This is a genomic window from Chitinophaga sp. 10T418 (assembly GCF_056394125.1).
In genome coordinates this window covers 38,008-54,078 of record NZ_JBFTHG010000014.1, presented here as the reverse complement: position 1 = coordinate 54,078, position 16,071 = coordinate 38,008, and the positions used below count along the sequence as shown (strand labels likewise).

At 43.6% G+C, this 16,071-nt stretch carries 17 protein-coding genes; 6 read left to right on the top strand and 11 right to left on the bottom strand.

Annotated elements, in window-relative coordinates; all coding sequences use genetic code 11:
* The first annotated feature begins 118 nt into the window (after positions 1–118).
* Positions 119–763, top strand: a complete 645-nt coding sequence (locus tag AC1DCV_RS30260; RefSeq protein WP_477026660.1) for an ankyrin repeat domain-containing protein — start codon at positions 119–121, stop codon at positions 761–763.
* Positions 764–999: 236 nt separating this feature from the next.
* On the opposite strand, the gene AC1DCV_RS30255 is transcribed toward AC1DCV_RS30260, so the two are convergent.
* Entirely contained in the window at positions 1,000–1,203 is a 204-nt protein-coding gene (locus AC1DCV_RS30255) for a class I lanthipeptide (protein ID WP_441575352.1), read from the bottom strand.
* A 60-nt stretch (positions 1,204–1,263) separates the two neighbouring features.
* Positions 1,264–1,413, bottom strand: coding sequence for a hypothetical protein (locus AC1DCV_RS30250; protein ID WP_477026659.1), 150 nt, complete (start codon positions 1,411–1,413; stop codon positions 1,264–1,266).
* 387 nt (positions 1,414–1,800) lie between these two features.
* Here AC1DCV_RS30250 and AC1DCV_RS30245 point away from each other — a divergent pair, with 387 nt between their 5' ends.
* From AC1DCV_RS30245 to AC1DCV_RS30235, 3 genes are all read left to right on the top strand, one after another.
* Complete coding sequence (locus AC1DCV_RS30245; protein WP_477026658.1) at positions 1,801–2,595, top strand: SDR family oxidoreductase; 795 nt, start codon at positions 1,801–1,803, stop codon at positions 2,593–2,595.
* Positions 2,596–2,612: 17 nt separating this feature from the next.
* Entirely contained in the window at positions 2,613–3,527 is a 915-nt protein-coding gene (locus AC1DCV_RS30240; protein WP_477026657.1) for a helix-turn-helix domain-containing protein, read from the top strand.
* Positions 3,528–3,689: 162 nt separating this feature from the next.
* On the top strand, positions 3,690–4,256 hold the full coding sequence (locus AC1DCV_RS30235) for a DUF4256 domain-containing protein (RefSeq protein WP_477026656.1): 567 nt from the start codon (positions 3,690–3,692) through the stop codon (positions 4,254–4,256).
* 27 nt (positions 4,257–4,283) lie between these two features.
* Here the strand turns inward: AC1DCV_RS30235 and AC1DCV_RS30230 are convergent, their stop codons facing one another.
* The 8 genes from AC1DCV_RS30230 to AC1DCV_RS30195 form a co-directional block, all read right to left on the bottom strand.
* On the bottom strand, positions 4,284–4,961 hold the full coding sequence (locus AC1DCV_RS30230; protein ID WP_477026655.1) for an ABC transporter ATP-binding protein: 678 nt from the start codon (positions 4,959–4,961) through the stop codon (positions 4,284–4,286).
* 3 nt (positions 4,962–4,964) lie between these two features.
* On the bottom strand, positions 4,965–6,227 hold the full coding sequence (locus AC1DCV_RS30225) for an ABC transporter permease (RefSeq protein WP_477026654.1): 1,263 nt from the start codon (positions 6,225–6,227) through the stop codon (positions 4,965–4,967).
* A 3-nt stretch (positions 6,228–6,230) separates the two neighbouring features.
* On the bottom strand, positions 6,231–7,322 hold the full coding sequence (locus AC1DCV_RS30220) for an efflux RND transporter periplasmic adaptor subunit (RefSeq protein WP_477026653.1): 1,092 nt from the start codon (positions 7,320–7,322) through the stop codon (positions 6,231–6,233).
* Between the two features lie 6 nt (positions 7,323–7,328).
* Positions 7,329–8,651, bottom strand: coding sequence for a TolC family protein (locus AC1DCV_RS30215; RefSeq protein ID WP_477026652.1), 1,323 nt, complete (start codon positions 8,649–8,651; stop codon positions 7,329–7,331).
* Positions 8,652–8,738: 87 nt separating this feature from the next.
* On the bottom strand, positions 8,739–9,506 hold the full coding sequence (locus AC1DCV_RS30210; protein ID WP_477026651.1) for an ABC transporter permease: 768 nt from the start codon (positions 9,504–9,506) through the stop codon (positions 8,739–8,741).
* A complete protein-coding gene (locus AC1DCV_RS30205) occupies positions 9,507–10,292 on the bottom strand; it encodes an ABC transporter ATP-binding protein (RefSeq protein WP_477026650.1) in 786 nt (261 codons plus the stop codon).
* A complete protein-coding gene (locus AC1DCV_RS30200; protein WP_477026649.1) occupies positions 10,289–11,194 on the bottom strand; it encodes a pentapeptide repeat-containing protein in 906 nt (301 codons plus the stop codon). Before AC1DCV_RS30200 ends, AC1DCV_RS30205 begins: the two co-directional genes overlap by 4 nt.
* A 237-nt stretch (positions 11,195–11,431) precedes the next feature.
* Positions 11,432–12,736: a DUF3108 domain-containing protein gene (locus AC1DCV_RS30195; protein ID WP_477026648.1), complete on the bottom strand. Its 1,305-nt coding sequence runs from the start codon at positions 12,734–12,736 to the stop codon at positions 11,432–11,434.
* A 380-nt stretch (positions 12,737–13,116) separates the two neighbouring features.
* Here AC1DCV_RS30195 and AC1DCV_RS30190 point away from each other — a divergent pair, with 380 nt between their 5' ends.
* Together AC1DCV_RS30190 and AC1DCV_RS30185 are read left to right on the top strand one after the other, a co-directional pair.
* On the top strand, positions 13,117–13,620 hold the full coding sequence (locus AC1DCV_RS30190; protein ID WP_477026647.1) for a DinB family protein: 504 nt from the start codon (positions 13,117–13,119) through the stop codon (positions 13,618–13,620).
* A gap of 266 nt (positions 13,621–13,886) precedes the next feature.
* Complete coding sequence (locus tag AC1DCV_RS30185) at positions 13,887–14,786, top strand: AraC family transcriptional regulator (protein ID WP_477026646.1); 900 nt, start codon at positions 13,887–13,889, stop codon at positions 14,784–14,786.
* A gap of 440 nt (positions 14,787–15,226) precedes the next feature.
* On the opposite strand, the gene AC1DCV_RS30180 is transcribed toward AC1DCV_RS30185, so the two are convergent.
* On the bottom strand, positions 15,227–15,436 hold the full coding sequence (locus AC1DCV_RS30180; protein WP_477026645.1) for a hypothetical protein: 210 nt from the start codon (positions 15,434–15,436) through the stop codon (positions 15,227–15,229).
* Between the last annotated feature and the right edge of the window lie 635 nt (positions 15,437–16,071).

Genomic DNA, 16,071 nt, shown 5'->3' with positions numbered 1-16,071 from the left:
TTGTTTCATTCAAATATACTAAAACAACTACACAGACATCATCAATATACTTACCACATCTTTATCAGGAAATGAAAATTACATACCTTTATTTTACCTGAAAAATGAAACAAAAAAAATGAAAACTCTCATAGACAATAAAGACTACAAAGGCATTGAAGCTGCACTGTCAAACAATCCGCAGCTTGCCAACGAAGGTATTCCATATGATGAGATAAACACCACTAAAGCTCATCCTTTGCACCGGCTTTGTGATGGCGTTTTTTCCGGAAAATTTTCAGACGAAGAAGCCGTTGAGATGGCTAAAATATTTCTAAAATATGGCGCAAACATTAATGGCGATGGCCTGATAGAAAAAAACGATACTCCTCTTACAGCCGCAGCGAGCCTGAATGCAGACCAGGTGGCCATTTTTTATATAGATCATGGGGCCAATATACATCATGCAGGCTGTCATGGAGGCACTGCATTACATTGGGCAGCATGGTGCGGAAGAAGTAAAGTTGTCAGGAAATTGATGGACCAGGGCGCGGAAGCAGAAATTAATAAGAAATGTATAGACTTTAAATCGACACCTCTCTTCTGGGCCGTTCATGGATTAAAAAATGGCGGTTCCAATAGTATCCCCGCCACTCTAGAATGCATCAACATCTTACTTCAATCTGGTGCAGACAAAAATATTCCAAATGGTGATGGAGAAACAGTTTTTGATTTACTGACGGAGGAAGATGTGGAATTAAAAAAAACATTAAAGGAGGACTAAATTGCCAGTTGGTCTTCTTCTGCTGTGGGTGCAAAGGCGGCGATAAATAATATTGTTGATGTATACCGAAATCTTCCATCAGTAAAAAGTTTCAATCCAACAACGTGCTATCGTATTGTATGCATCTTTCTCCCTGGCTCAATAATATAAAACAAGCACATACACCGTCCTGAAATGCGCGGCGTATGTGCTTTCCTGTGAGAACATAAAGCATATCTCTGATGTACAGAATCAATTTAACCGCAAATATTGCAAGGTTGGCGTGGAGATGGGCTGGTGGCCAGGCAGTCTGTGATCAACCGGGTACCTCCGGGGCAATTTGTTCCGGTAGCACCGCCGGCACCACCTCTTAACTGGTGCTGCTCCATTCCATTTAACTCAACGATAGAAGATTTTTGAAGGAAGAGCTTTTTGTCTAAATTGATTTTTTTTCTTTTCATAAATGAGGAGTTTTAGATGAGATACAGATTATAACGTTTTCATTTTAAAAAACAGGTAGGCTAACAGCACCCGCTGATGTTACAGGCCGTAATTTGTTTCGTACACAACAAAGTAGCCATCACTCCTTTCACCTCCAGTTGTACTGGCTGTTGAAGGGTGGCAATTCTAATGGCGGAAAGATTTAATTTTTTGGGAATTCTCTTTTTCATAAATAGTAATATTGGGTTATCAAAAGAGCAGTACCTGCTCCTGTTTTATTGACGTGGATGATGAAATTAACTTATGTCACTGCCATAAATCAGCACCACATCAGTAAACATCTAATGCCAGGAAACGCTTTCAAACTGACCAATACACTGCCGGGTTACACTGATTACAAAATAATGAATTGTTCCCCATTGCATCAATACCCCGAAACAGGTTATTTTTTATACCTGCAAACAGGTAGACGATGCTATCATTCAAGAAAATCTTATAAAACAACTACTATTAAGCGGGGGTAACCGGCTTCGTCATTTCGGCTACAACTATCTGCATTATGGCAACGTGGCATAGTTATATCCGGCCGACTTTTGTATTGTAAAACAGGAAACAATATGAAGACAATTTTTATTACCGGTGCCTCTACCGGTTTAGGTAAAGCCACCGCTAAATTATTCCAGGAAAAAGGTTGGGCAGTAATTGCCACTATGCGTAATCCGGAAAAAGAAACAGCACTCTCGCAACTGAAGAATGTCACCTTGTTACCATTGGATGTTACCAATCCGGAACAGATCAGCACTACCGTGCAGCTAGCCATTCAGCAAGGTGTGGATGTAGTATTCAACAATGCCGGTTATGGTCTGGTGGGGGCTATGGAAGCCATTAATGATGAACAACTTGTAAAGCAATTAAATACTAACCTGCTGGGAGTACTTCGGGTAACCCAGGCGTTCATCCCTTATTTCAGAGAAAGAAAAAGCGGTATGTTTATTACCACTACCTCCATGGGCGGCTTATTTACCTTCCCGCTCGGTTCGGTATATCACGCCACAAAGTTTGCCCTGGAAGGCTGGAGTGAAAGCCTCTCCTTTGAAATGGGACTATTTAATGTTGCGGTAAAAACAGTAGCGCCAGGAGGCATTGCAACCGACTTCATGAGCAGGTCTATTGATGCTCCTTCCCACCCTGYATATGAAGACGCTAATAAGAAGCTTTGGGCCGTTTTTAAACCAGAGGAATTTTCATCGGCAGCACAAATAGCAGCCGTTGTGTACGAAGCTGCCACAGATGGCAAAAACCAGGTACGTTATGTGGCCGGTGAAGATGCCAAATCCCTGTATGCAAGACGGCTCGAAGTAGGAAGTGAAGCTTTCAGAATAGAGATGGGACAAAATGTATTAGGTTTGTAAACACATAAATCCGGAAGATGAAAAAAGCCATACCTCCTCCATTTAAAATTGATGCTATCAGCACGCTACACCGGATGTTGGGTTTACCCAGCCCGCTGCATCCGTTGATTAGTATCGTTGACAATACAAAAATAGCCGTGGAGAAACAACAGCTGCCGGAAACGTTTTTACTCAGCTTTTTCAAAATATCATTTAAAAAATTATTGAAGGGCAGAATCGGATATGGACAAGGTTATTATGATTACGATGAGGGCGGTCTGGTGTTCACCGCCCCTCATCAGGTCATTTCCATTTTAAGTGATACCGAATTTTATGGCGCTACCCTCCTTATCCATCCCGACTTTATTCGTAATTATCCGTTAGGAAAAAACATCAAAAACTATGGCTTCTTTTCTTACGAAGCTAATGAAGCCCTTCACCTTTCTGAAAAGGAGAAAGTCTCCATCCTGGCCATACTTGAGCATATCTCTGCGGAGCTCGAAAATCCGATTGATGATTTTAGCCAGGACGTGATCATATCTTACATTGAGGTGTTGCTCAATTACAGCAATCGTTTTTACAAGCGACAATTTATTACCAGGAAAGCCGTGAACAATGATTTGCTGGCAAAAATGGAAGATTTGCTGAATAATTATTTTGAAACGGCCCATGCGTTAAAAAATGGGCTTCCCACAGTGGAATATCTTGCGGAACAACTGCATCTTTCTCCCCGTTACTTAAGTGACATGCTCCGATCACTTACAGGTCAGAATGCGCAGCAACACATCCATGAAAAACTAATTGAAAAAGCGAAGGAAATGCTTTCCACAACTGGTTTACCTGTAAGTCAGATCGCTTATGAGCTGGGCTTTGAGCATCCGCAATCTTTCAGTAAATTATTTAAAATAAAAACCAGCCAATCTCCGTTGGAATTCCGGCAGTCGTTTAACTGAGTTAACCTGGAAATAGATCAATAGATATATCAATGAAGCAGCCTTCAAGTCTTCGGTTTGAAGGCTGCTTCATTTTTGTATGATCCCCGGGCAAATAAGTCCCTTTTATTCCTTTCTTTTGTAAAAAAATTTAACCAGATTCAATATAAAAGTATCCACACCATGAAAAACAATAAAAAGAGATTGTCACCTGAACAAAGTCAAGGACTACTCAACGTGTTGAAGACCCGCTTTGAGAAAAACACGAACCGTCATAAAGGTATTGACTGGTCCAAAGTACAGGCAAAGCTGGAAGCGCATCCCGAAAAACTGTGGTCACTCGATGAAATGGAAATAACCGGTGGTGAACCGGATGTAGTGGGTTATGATAAAAAGACGGATGAATACATTTTTTACGATTGTTCTGCCGAAAGTCCAAAAGGCCGCAGAAGTGTTTGTTACGACCATGAAGCACTGGAGTCAAGAAAAGAACATAAACCGGAAAATAGTGCTGTTGAGATGGCAGCTGATATGGGCATTGAACTTTTAACCGAAGCACAGTACCAGGAGTTGCAGCAATTAGGGAAATTCGACACAAAAACGTCCAGCTGGATAATAACACCTCCTGCCATTAGAAAACTCGGGGGCGCCCTGTTCTCGGATCGCCGCTATGACCACGTTTTTGTGTATCATAACGGCGCAGAATCTTACTATGCCGCCAGAGGTTTCCGTGGCTGGCTAAGGGTGTAGTAACCAACATCGTTTGATAGCACGATGCTAGTTCACATGATCAATCTTCCCATCCACCAGGTGAATGATCTGATCAGATCTGCCGGCAATATCTTCATCGTGTGTTACCATCAGAACGGTTTGTCCTTTCTCTGCCGACAGTTTTTTAAACAAGTCAAATACTACGGCCGAGTTATAGCTGTCGAGATTCCCGGTAGGTTCATCACCCATAATAATCAGCGGCTCATTAATGAGCGCCCGGGCAATGGCTACCCGTTGCTGCTGACCACCGGAAAGCAGTGATGCCCGTTTATGGGCCTGATCTGCCACTCCCAGTAGCTTCAGCAAATCATTGGCATGATGTGCTGCTTCCTCCCGGCTGTATTTAGCGAGTTTAAGTGCCGGKAGCATCACATTCTTCAGTACGGTAAACTCAGGCAACAGGTAATGAAACTGGAATACAAAGCCAATATGATKGTTCCTGAAATCGGCCAGCCAGGGATTGCTTTTTCCCCGCATCTCATCCTGGTTGATCCGGATACTTCCTTCGAAATCTGTATCCATAGTGGATAACAGGTATAGTAAGGTAGATTTCCCACTGCCTGATTTACCGGTGATGGTAATCAATTTTCCTTTTTCAATATCAAAACTTACGTCGTTCAGCACCTGCATTTTTGCAGGTTGCTGAAAATATTTATTAATATTTCTTACTTCTATCAGGTTCATGGTTTAGCCTCTTAAAATGGTGATTGGATCCAGGCGGGATGCTTTGCGGGAGGGCAGGTAGCCAGCGAGTGTAGTGGTGATGATCCCGAAAGAAAAACCGCTGATGTAGTAAACAATAGAATAGTTGACCGGGAAATGATCCATCGTAATCATCACATCACTTTTGTAGGGCATTTGTGAGATGGCATAAGTGGCCAGAAAGCCGCATACAAGTCCCAGCAATGCGCCGATAGTGCCAATAATGACTGCCTGGATCAGGAAAACCCGGCGGATATCTCCATTGGAAAAACCCATGGCTTTGAGGATGGCAATATCTTTCATCTTCTCATAGATCATCATCGTAAGAATATTGAAGATGCCAAAACCGGCTACCAGCAGTATGGTGATGGAAACGCCATATACCATAAAATTGCGGAACCCTTCTCCGTCAACGATTGCTGCATTATCCTGCCTCCAGTCGGACCCCTGAAATCCGTATTTCGTTTGCAGTTCCTGGCAGAAGGCCGGCGCCAGTTCCATATCATGCAATTTGATTTTGATGTCCGTGATATATGCGGCGGGTACTTCCATGAAACGCTGAACGGTATTGATACTGGCATAGCTTTCCTGTTTATCGATGTCCGACATACCGGTTTTGAAAATGCCCGCAACGGTAACATAAAAGTTGTTGCCTTTTTCGGTGGTGAGTAATAGTTGATCACCTGTTTTGACGTTGAGTCTTTTAGCAAGATTAACGCCCATTACAATACTATTGGGCGTAGTGGCAAGCTCCTGAAAACTGCCTTCCAGCAGTTTGGCCTGCAGATTAAACAGCGCATTTTCGTTTTCAAATACAATCCCGTTAATAGTGCCGTTGATGGTACTCGATCCCAGCCGGTAAAATACCTGGGATTTGACAGAGCCTGACACGGCCAGCACACGAGGATCGTCCTGCAGCAACTGAATCACCTGTTTGCCGTCTTTCAGGTTGAGTGAAACATCTTTAGGCCTGGTGTGGTCCACGATGTTAACGGCACTGGATTGTACTTTGTCCAGTATGGTACCGGAGGCGGCCTGCATTTCGTTGTACAATCGCAGGTGGGGCGATTGTTCGAAGGCAATATTTCTCAGGAAATCGTTGATGCCCTGGATCATGCTCACCATAAATACAAACATGGTAATGCCGAAGGTAACCCCTACTGTAGCAATGATGGTTTGTTTGAGGCGGGTGCGCATATGCGTTAAAGCAATGGATGCCGCCAACTGTATGTTGGTGAATATTTTCATGGCTTATTCTTTTTTAGCGATGATATCTCCGGCATGTAAACCGGATTTTATTTCAATCCAGTTGCCATTTTTGGCGCCGCTAACGATGCCAGTCTTCTGCAACTCTTTACCTTGCTGCAGGTACACACTATCGCCTTTCAGCAGGAAGTCAGAGGGGATCATCAGGGCGCTTACGTTTTCCCGGATAATGATATTGGCTTCTACGGAAGACTGTGGATAAAAGGTATGATTGCCTGTGACGGCGGCTTCTACCTGGAAGCTTCTGCTTTCTTTCTGTAGTAGCGGCACAATTTTGTTGATAGTAGCAGTAAATTGTTTACCTGCATATACATCTGTTTCAAAGTATACTTTCTGCCCGATACTGATTTTACTGATATCGCGTTCATCTACCAGCAGCTCCAGTTTAAATTTTCCGGGCTGGCCTATCATGACTACCGGGTCATTAAGTTGGGCGAGCTCTCCTTCTTTTAGGTATACTTTAAAAATGTTACCATTTACCGGGCTTCTCAGCACTTTCCCTTCCCGGACCTGGCTGGTGGCAGCGTATTGTTGGCGGGTTTGCAGCAACTGGCCGGTGAGTTCATTTTGTTGTGCGAGGTATTGTTGTTGTAAGGATTTGTAGGTAGTGAGACTACCAGATGCATCGAGTCTTTTTTGTTCTGCATCTTTTTCTGAAACGGCTTTATCTTTTGCCAGATCAGTATACCGGGCAGCATTCCGCGCATCAACATCATACTTTTGTTTGGCCTGTTCAATTTTTTCCTGCAGTTCGCGTAAGATGGCGGAACCATCACCTGCATTTTTGCCGGCCAATGTTACCTGGCTGTGGAGTATATCCAGTTGTGTAAGCTGGCTGGGAGTGCCCAGAACTGCCAATACCTGATTTTTGCTTACGGAGTCACCTTCCTTTACATTCATTTGCAGGAGGAGGTCTGTGCTGTTGGATTTCAGGAAATAGTAAGCCTGTGGCATCACTGCACCGGAGGCATATACGGCCTCGTTCATATTGCGTGACTGTACGGTCCAGGTGATATTTTTTTGCTTACAGGCAATAGCCAGTGAAGCTATTGTTGCTATGATTAAAAGCTTTTTCATGCAGGGCTATTTATTTTGTAAGTAATTTATTTCCGTATAATGTCTGAAGAAGTCCATCCTCGCTTCATTCAGCTTTTCCTGTGCTTCATACAGGTCTTTCTGCACTTCTTTCAGCTGGATCATATCAATAATGCCTTTATCGATTTTCTTCGTACTGAGTATTTCGTTTTCTTCTGAGAGGCGGATATTATCCTGTTGCAGACGAATGTTTTGAGCTGACTGTTCCAGTGCAGCTTTTTCCTGCTGGTATTTTTTCTCCTGTTCAGCGGTGTAACTTTTGAACTGTTGATCAGCAGCTTGCCAGCGGGCTTTCTGCGCACGGGGCTTATACGCAATCCTGCTAAGTGATAGCGGCATGGAAAGTTGTATGCCCACGAAACCTACGCTGAACCAGGGCGAGCGGGTGATGAAATCAGTTTTTTCTCCAAAGCCCAATTGCTCCCAGGTGCTTTTCAGATGCAGGCTGGGATACCCGTCTGCCCGGGAAAGCTGGTACTCCTGTTTGGCAAGGGTTACTTTAGATTGTTCCGCCTCGTAGCCAGGGAGGAGGGCGTTATTGAAACCGGTGACAGCCAGTGCCGGCAATTCCCCCCCTGGCGCCAGCGGCAGGGAATCCTCCAACGGATACCCCATCCAGAATTTCAGGTCCAGGTAACCCTGTTGCAAATCGGTAGCCGCTTTGATGGCGTCTATTTCACGGTTTTTCAGCAGAGTAGCCGATTGATTAAGGGTTATTTTATCAGCAAGTCCTTTTTCGAACTGGAGAATAATGAGCTGATGGATATGCTGATAGTTCCCGTATAGTCTGGCAGTAACGGCCACATATTCCTGCTGTTGCTGTACGCTGTAATAAGCGATGCGCGTATTTTTCAGTAATGTTTGCAACAGGGAGTTGTATTCGTTTTTTTCCGCCTGTTGTTGTAGCCGGGCCAGTTTAATCTGCTGCCAGGTTTGTACATCTATGAGGGGAAGGTCGGCATCCACGCCATAGTTGCCCATCCAGGGAGTACCCATTCTTACCGGCACAGAGCCGCTGGAAGATGGGTTCAATAGTTGTCCGGGAAAAATCTGCACCGGAATTTTCCAGTAATGATTTATTTCCGCTTTCACCGTGAAGGAGGGCGCCAGGCTGGAAGCCGCTGCTTTGCTGCTTTGTGTGGCTGCCTGCAGCGACTGTTTTTTTGACAGCAGATCGTGATTATGCGTGGCAGTATATTCCAGGCATTTCCCGATTGTCCACTGCTGGCCATTGTTATTTTCGGGCATAGATTGCCCGCCTGCTGTACGGGCATAGATTGCCAGTAACAGCAGTAGGATAGCTGTTTTCATCTTTTGTAGTTAAATTCCTTAAGTGCTGTATTAATTATATCGGGGAATTTTGCTGACATTTTGCACTAATGCAGCAAAGACAATTGCTTACACCCGTTTCTTATACACGCTCATCGCGAGGATATAAGCCACGAGCATAATCCCAATGCACCACGCAAGCGCCACCCATATTTCATTGCCTACAGGCTGGTTGGAAAGTAGCGCGCGGAGGGTTTCCACGATAGAGGTCACGGGCTGATGGTCTGCAAAGGCGCGAACAGGCCCCGGCATGGACTTCGTAGGCACAAATGCCGAGCTGATAAATGGCAGGAAGATGATGGGATAGGAAAAGGCGCTTACACCATCCACAGATTTCGCAGATAGTCCGGCAATCACAGCAATCCAGGTCAGGGCCAGCGTAAACAACGCAAGTATGCCGGCAACGGCCAACCATGACAGTACTCCCGCCGATGAGCGAAAGCCCATGAGGAGCGCTACGAGAAGGATTACCACAATAGAAATAGCGTTGGATACCAGTGAAGTCAGCACGTGCCCCCACAACACTGTTGAACGTGCAATCGGCATGGAGTGGAACCGCTCCAATATGCCGCGTTGCAGATCAAGAAACAGGCGGTAGGCCGTATAAGATATACCACTTCCAATGGTAATCAGCAGAATGCCTGGCAGCAGGTAATTCACATATTTGTCTGTGCCGGTTTGAATGGCGCCGCCAAACACATATACGAACAACAGCAGCATTGCTATGGGCATAATAGTCACCGTGATGATGGTATCCATGCTGCGAAGAATATGGCGCATGGAACGTCCAAGCATAACACCCATATCCCTGAAAAAATAGTGTTTTATCGTTTCCATTTATTTTTTCATTTTTTCGCCGATGATGGCAAGAAATATCTCTTCCAACGTCGGCTGTTTTTCAATATATTCCACTTTCGAGGGCGGGAACAGCTCTTTCAGCTCTGCAAGCGTGCCGCTCACAATAATTCTACCCTTATGAAGAATAGCTATTCTGTCGGCCAGCTGTTCCGCCTCATCCAGGTACTGGGTGGTCAGGAAAACCGTTGTGCCGTTATCAGCAAGTTCTTTGACAATCTTCCACACCTCGATCCGTGCTTCCGGGTCAAGCCCGGTGGTTGGTTCGTCCAGGAAAATGAGCTGCGGATTTCCCACAAGACTCATGGCAATGTCGAGCCTGCGACGCATACCGCCCGAGTAAGTAGATGCCCTGCGATCGGCGGCATCAGTTAAACCGAAGCGTTTCAGCAAATCATCTGCAATGGAATGCGCATCTTTCAGGTGCCGCAGCTTAGCAATCATGGTAAGATTTTCACGCCCCGTTAAAATCTCATCCACCGCGGCAAACTGTCCGGTCAGACTGATCGACTCCCGCACATGGCCGGGTTTTGACGCCACATCGAATCCGTTTACTGAAACCGTTCCGCTGTCTTGCTTCAGCAGCGTGCTGAGGATTTTAACAATCGTTGTCTTGCCTGCACCATTGGAGCCGAGCAGGGCGAAAATACTGCCTGCCTCTACCTGAAAATCTACTCCCGTCAACACCGGCATATTTTTATAAGACTTTTCGAGCCCCTGCACCGAGATGGCGATGTCATGATGTGTCATATCTATTTCCTCCTTCATGATGTTAATAATGTGATACCAGTTAAATCCGCTTTTCCGTTTTTCAAAAAAGCATAGGTCAGGTTATCCGCCTTGCAGTCAATAAACCGAAGCCCCTTCAAGCTTTTACTCCTACCCTTGAAGAAAGTGTTCGTAAGCGTTACATGCTGAAATGTCACCCTGGTAAATGCGCAATTTTCAAAAGAGCAGTCCTCCAGTGTACCATCGAAAACCATATCATCAATCGATGTGTCATTAAAAGAAGTGCGACTCAACACGGCATTTACCATGCTGCCTTTCACGAGGGCACAGGTTTTAAACACGGCGTCAGTAAAATCTGCCCCGGAGAAATCACAACCTTTGAAGTAGCTCCCTGTAAATTCGGTTTCCTGTAAGGAACAGTCCTTGTATATATTGCTGATTAAATGAGAATTCTGCATGTGGCTGCCGCTGATGTCAGAACCGGAGAAGTCACAGTTCTCTACATTATTACCTTTTAGAAGAAGCCCCGACATATCTGAACCCACAAACAGGCAATGCTGCATGTTGGCGCCGCTGAACTTTTCATGCAGATTTTTCAACCGGGAAAAGTCTGCGTCTACCCAGCTTCCGCCTGACATATTCCAACTAAGTTTTTTCTCCGGCTTTCCGGAGGGCAATTCCACCGATTGTTTCACTAAAGGCTCAACAGGTGCCACCTCAGTGGTCTCTGACGGGAAGCTTTCTGAAAAATAATTAAGATCAACACCCAGAATTTCCGCAAGACGGTTAAAAGTAGTGATGTCCGGCATTGATTCTCCCCGCTCCCACTTTCCGACTGCCTGGGAACTAATAAATAGCCGCTGGGCGAGCTGGGCCTGGGAAATATCTATTTTTTTTCGTGCTTCGGCTATTTTGTTACCGATCGTCTTCGTATTTAACATAAGTCACTTTTTTTTTTGACACTACAAAGATATTCAGATTCATTCCTGGAATCAGCAAAGAAGCCAGCACTCTTAGTTGTAATCCCACAACTTGTAGTTGTATTCAACAACTAAGGGTAGTATACGACTATTTTATATTATACATTTATTTAACTTAATGTAAATCTTACAAATAGACCCCAATAAAAAAAGCCGCATACACGGATGTATGCGGCCCCTATTTAATATTATCTATACTCAGGCGCGGGTTTTCTTGAGTTTTACTTCCACCTTTTCGCCGGGTTTGCTCACCCTTACTACCTTTTTCACCACAGCACCAGCGCCGGTACTGTAGTCCCTGTTAACCGTATTTGTACTGGTATTCTGGAACATGCCATTGATATAGTGATCGGTATAACCTACCACTTCTGTCTGAGTATAGGAATGGTCGTATCCGAATTCTGTATATAACAGGTACTCGCCAGGCATGAGGTTTACAAATTCGAAATGTCCCTGATCATCATACACCTGGGTAGTTTTGATGCATTGGGCAGCTTCGTCCAGCAATGCAATACCTTCTCTGCCTTTTTTACGTTGGGTTTCGTTTGTTTTGATCCATTCTTTGAAATAATCGTTGTAAGGGATGAGGATCACCTTTGTACCACGGGGCGCCACCTGCTTGGCCTGGATATTCATCACCTGCATTTTGGCGAAGATAGTACCGTTGTCATTGAAATCGCGGGCAAACACCTGTCCACTAATAATGGAGTTGCCGCCTTTCACCATTTTCATAGTTTCATCTTTATCGAAAGGGGCCTTCACGGAGTTAAAATCTGTTTCTATATCCACCATCCTGATCTGCTGACCATTGGCCCAGCTGTCTATCTGCCACAGCCGGCGGGTCTTCTTATCGATGTAAGAAATAGATTTTTCATCGGTAGATGGCTCCACCACGGTTACTTCCCACACATCGTGTTTACCGGTGTATTTACTAACCCAGGTGCTGTTCTTCACTTCTTCCACAACGGCTTTTTTCAGATTATCACCATTTGCAGGTTTGTATTCATACACGGGTAAATCAGTGCTGTAGCCAGAAGTCAGCGGCAGCAGCGACAAGATAAACGGATAGGTATAACTGTCTATGAAATACTTATCGCCTGCTTCCTTGACCAGGGTCTTCTTACCTGTTTTCTTATCAATATGATACCCTGTAACATTATTCCCGAAGTGCAGCACCATATCTTTCAGGGTGCTGTGCGATGCGCGGTAAATGGGCTTAAAATCGTTCAGGTTAGATATAGAAGTATCTTTCCACTCTTCCAGTCCCACAAGAGCAGTGATAGTTGTTAATGCCAGTTTATCATTGGAGGCATTGATACCAATGGTAAAGGTGCCGATCGCCGATTCGTCACTTCCATTTACGGCGTAACAGGCAAGGGTATATTTACCGTTCTTCAGCAGTTTGCTGTCGAATTTTTCCTGGGCCTGGCTCTCGCCTCCAATAGCGGTTAGGAGTACCGAAGCGGAAGAGATCAGGATCGATTTACGAAATTGAGAAAGCATGGTTTTGATAGTTTATCTGACAATACAAAAATAGGTAATTCAACAGGCTCAGTATATACCCGAATAAAGGGAAGCAAATATACCTGTTTTCAGGTATATGCAATTGGCGTAAGCAGGTAGCTGGATAACCTGTATTGCTGCTGGCAAAGCCTCCAGGCGCACAAATTGATTTTGCTATACAGTCATATACATCTATTGTACATAATAATAGCCTTGATACAATTTTACGTGTATGAGTTTGCCGGCCTGTTGTATGTCAGGACGGCGGTGATGTTCGGCCCGCTTTATGGCTTAAGCTGTAACATCAAACCTTTAACAAAATCAATCTGACGTAGCCAATTTTTGTTATTAAATTATTTAACTTCATTTAAAACTATGCTATGATACTTCAATACCTGACAGGAGAATTCGAACATGAAGTAGAGAACACGCGTAAATTATTACAGGCGGTGCCCGAAAAAGACATCAGTTATAAACCTTCAGAGATGTCGTGGACGATGGGAGAACTTGCACAGCATATCGCTACCATTTACTATTGGTATGTAGGTGCACTTACCAAAGAGGTGTACGACCTGGCCGCCGATCATCTTGAACGGGGAGATACAAATGATATCAAGGCTACGCTGGCCCTTTTTGAAAGCAATGTTGAAAAAGCCAGAGCTGCATTAAAATCGCTTACCGAGGAAAAACTGAAAGACAACTGGACAATGAAAGCCGGCGAAAAAGTTATCCTTGGGCCCATGCCAAGGGGCATTGTATCGCGTGGACTTCTTTTCAATCATATTTATCACCACCGAGGTGAATTGATCGTTTACCTTCGCGCTACGGGAAATAAAGTACCTGGTTTGTATGGCCCAACCTACGAAGAAAAACGGAAAAACTAACACTATGGCTTAGTGTTATAATAGTTGGGGGTTATTGCTGCAGACTTATTTTTGTAAAGACGTTCATTTGTACTTCATCTCCTACCTCCAACTCACCATACGAATTTACACCAGAACACCACATCGTCCTGTCTGTTTTGATTATTTATGCTGTGCCTCATTACTGTTTTCATGATGCCATGATCAGCCATCTCTTTGTTCGGGAATGACTCAACTATCTTAATAATTTCAATATCTTTGGCCAGGAAAATGACAAAACCACCCGTATGAAGCCACTTATAGAGAAACTAACGCTGGCTGAAAACAACTCTTTTGTAGCCAGAACCTATCGTACACCTTTGTTTGAAGTTCCCTGGCATCAGCATGTAGAATATGAATTAATCCTGTTTACAGAAGGAGAAGGAAAAAGCTTTATAGGTAATTATATCGGCGAATTTCAAACCAATGACGTTTTTCTTCTTGGCAGTAACCTTCCACACACTTTTCAAAAAGCACAAAGCAATCTTGTTACAAGTGCTGTAGTAGTACAGTTCAAGGAAGACTTCTGGGGACCGGCATTTCTGCATCTTCCCGAATGCCGGGATATCCACCGGCTTCTTCAACTGTCAGCCGGTGGGCTGAAAATCCGGTCCGAATGTCGGGCGCGTCTTGCCCCACTTATCAGGGAGCTGGAACATCTCACTGGATTTTCCCGTATCATACGACTCTGTGAATGCCTCGAACTAATCGCACAAAGAGAAGAATATGAAATACTATCCACACAGGAAATAAAAGAACAGGACACTAAAAGTAAGGAACGTCTTGATGCGATCTTTCAGTTCACCCATCAAAATTTCCATGCTCCCATCCAGTTAACTGATGTAGCAAAACTGGTCAACATGAGCGTACCCGCCTTCTGTAGTTATTTCCGGCGGAGTACCAAAAAAACCTATGTTGGTTATCTGAATGAAATACGGATCGGGCACGCCTGCAAATTGCTTAAAGACACACATCAACATGTGGCGGCTATTTGTTACGAAAGTGGTTTCAGTACATTGGCTAATTTCAACAACCGCTTTTTGATCGTTACCGGAACAACGCCCTCCCAATACAGGAAAAAATTCTCCATGGCTGCCGACAGCAACAATGCCGTCCAGCAAATTAACCGCACCACCAGTATTGCCTGAAGTAACACACAAACGGGGATTTACAGGTTATTGGCATAATCATGCCGGCAATTGAAATCCAGGAAATTTAGATAGTATCATCTTCTGTACAGGCCTGTGCAGGTAACAAAAAATCATCTTTCGCCGCTTAGTAGCACCTGATTGCCTCTAATTAAGCAGGTAGCCACACGGGTTACAACGAAAGATGATTCACTTTACTGTAATTGATCTTGTGGAATTTTAGCACAAATGCTATTATTTGTTATAAACCGAGGCAAGTTACTACTAACGCCACGACTAAGCTTCCAGTATATTATTCATTTAGTAAATAATATTAATCAGCCAGTGGGCACATGTTCATGCACACTTGTCTGTCAAATTATGGTAATCGCTCATTGCAATAATTTTTATTCAAAACCTCTAATGGTGTCAGTACTTTGATCAGATATTTGTTCCGCCACTTATGCAGCCGCTTGCATCTCAAAGGGCAAAACCGACTTTTCCATATCTTCTACGTTAATTTCCCGGTCAATATTTACCAATCCAGGAGCTAACCGTTTGAATGCAATTCCATTATTCTCTTTTAGCAATCCTCCAATTTCTGAAAGAAGCGTTGATAATTTCTTGTTTGTAGCTATAAAATATAATTCTTCATTCCGGTCACTGCCCATATGCTTTGCCTACTCCCCATGCGAGCCAGTAATCATTATAAGCATTATCGAAGACAATAAAATTGTTCGGGAATAAACGCGATGAAAAACAGGTTGGTTACAGGCTTACATTCAGAAATACAGAACTCCATACATGTATGTATGTATGATCAAACACATCTAGTTTTTAGTAGCTAATAAATATATCACATGTGTAATACGCGCAAAATATAAGGATTGTAATAACTTCTATTCATGTTTTTTATTTTCAGGCATTTTCTTGCAAAAGAAATCAAATGTCTATATGTTTGTACAAATAAAAAATGCCTATAACCTGGTTTCGCGTTTTCGTTGTAGCGAGATGATTCGCTTTTTCTTGTAAAATTTATTCTCAAGTAAGGATAGAAGTTCATTGGCTCTGCCAATAGCAACTATAGAGCGTTATACCAACTGGATTAAAGTCAATCCGGAGAAAAATAAAAATCAGTTTTGTTAATAATTATTGTTGTGAACTCGTATTAACCTAAAATTCATATAATGAAAACCTATATAGACACTGAATAATTTGTTACTCGCACAGTATCCAGGAATGTTTGATATTTTCCCTATTTGATGTTGGTTGGCCCAACTGGATATTTTCTGCAATAGCAACTCAA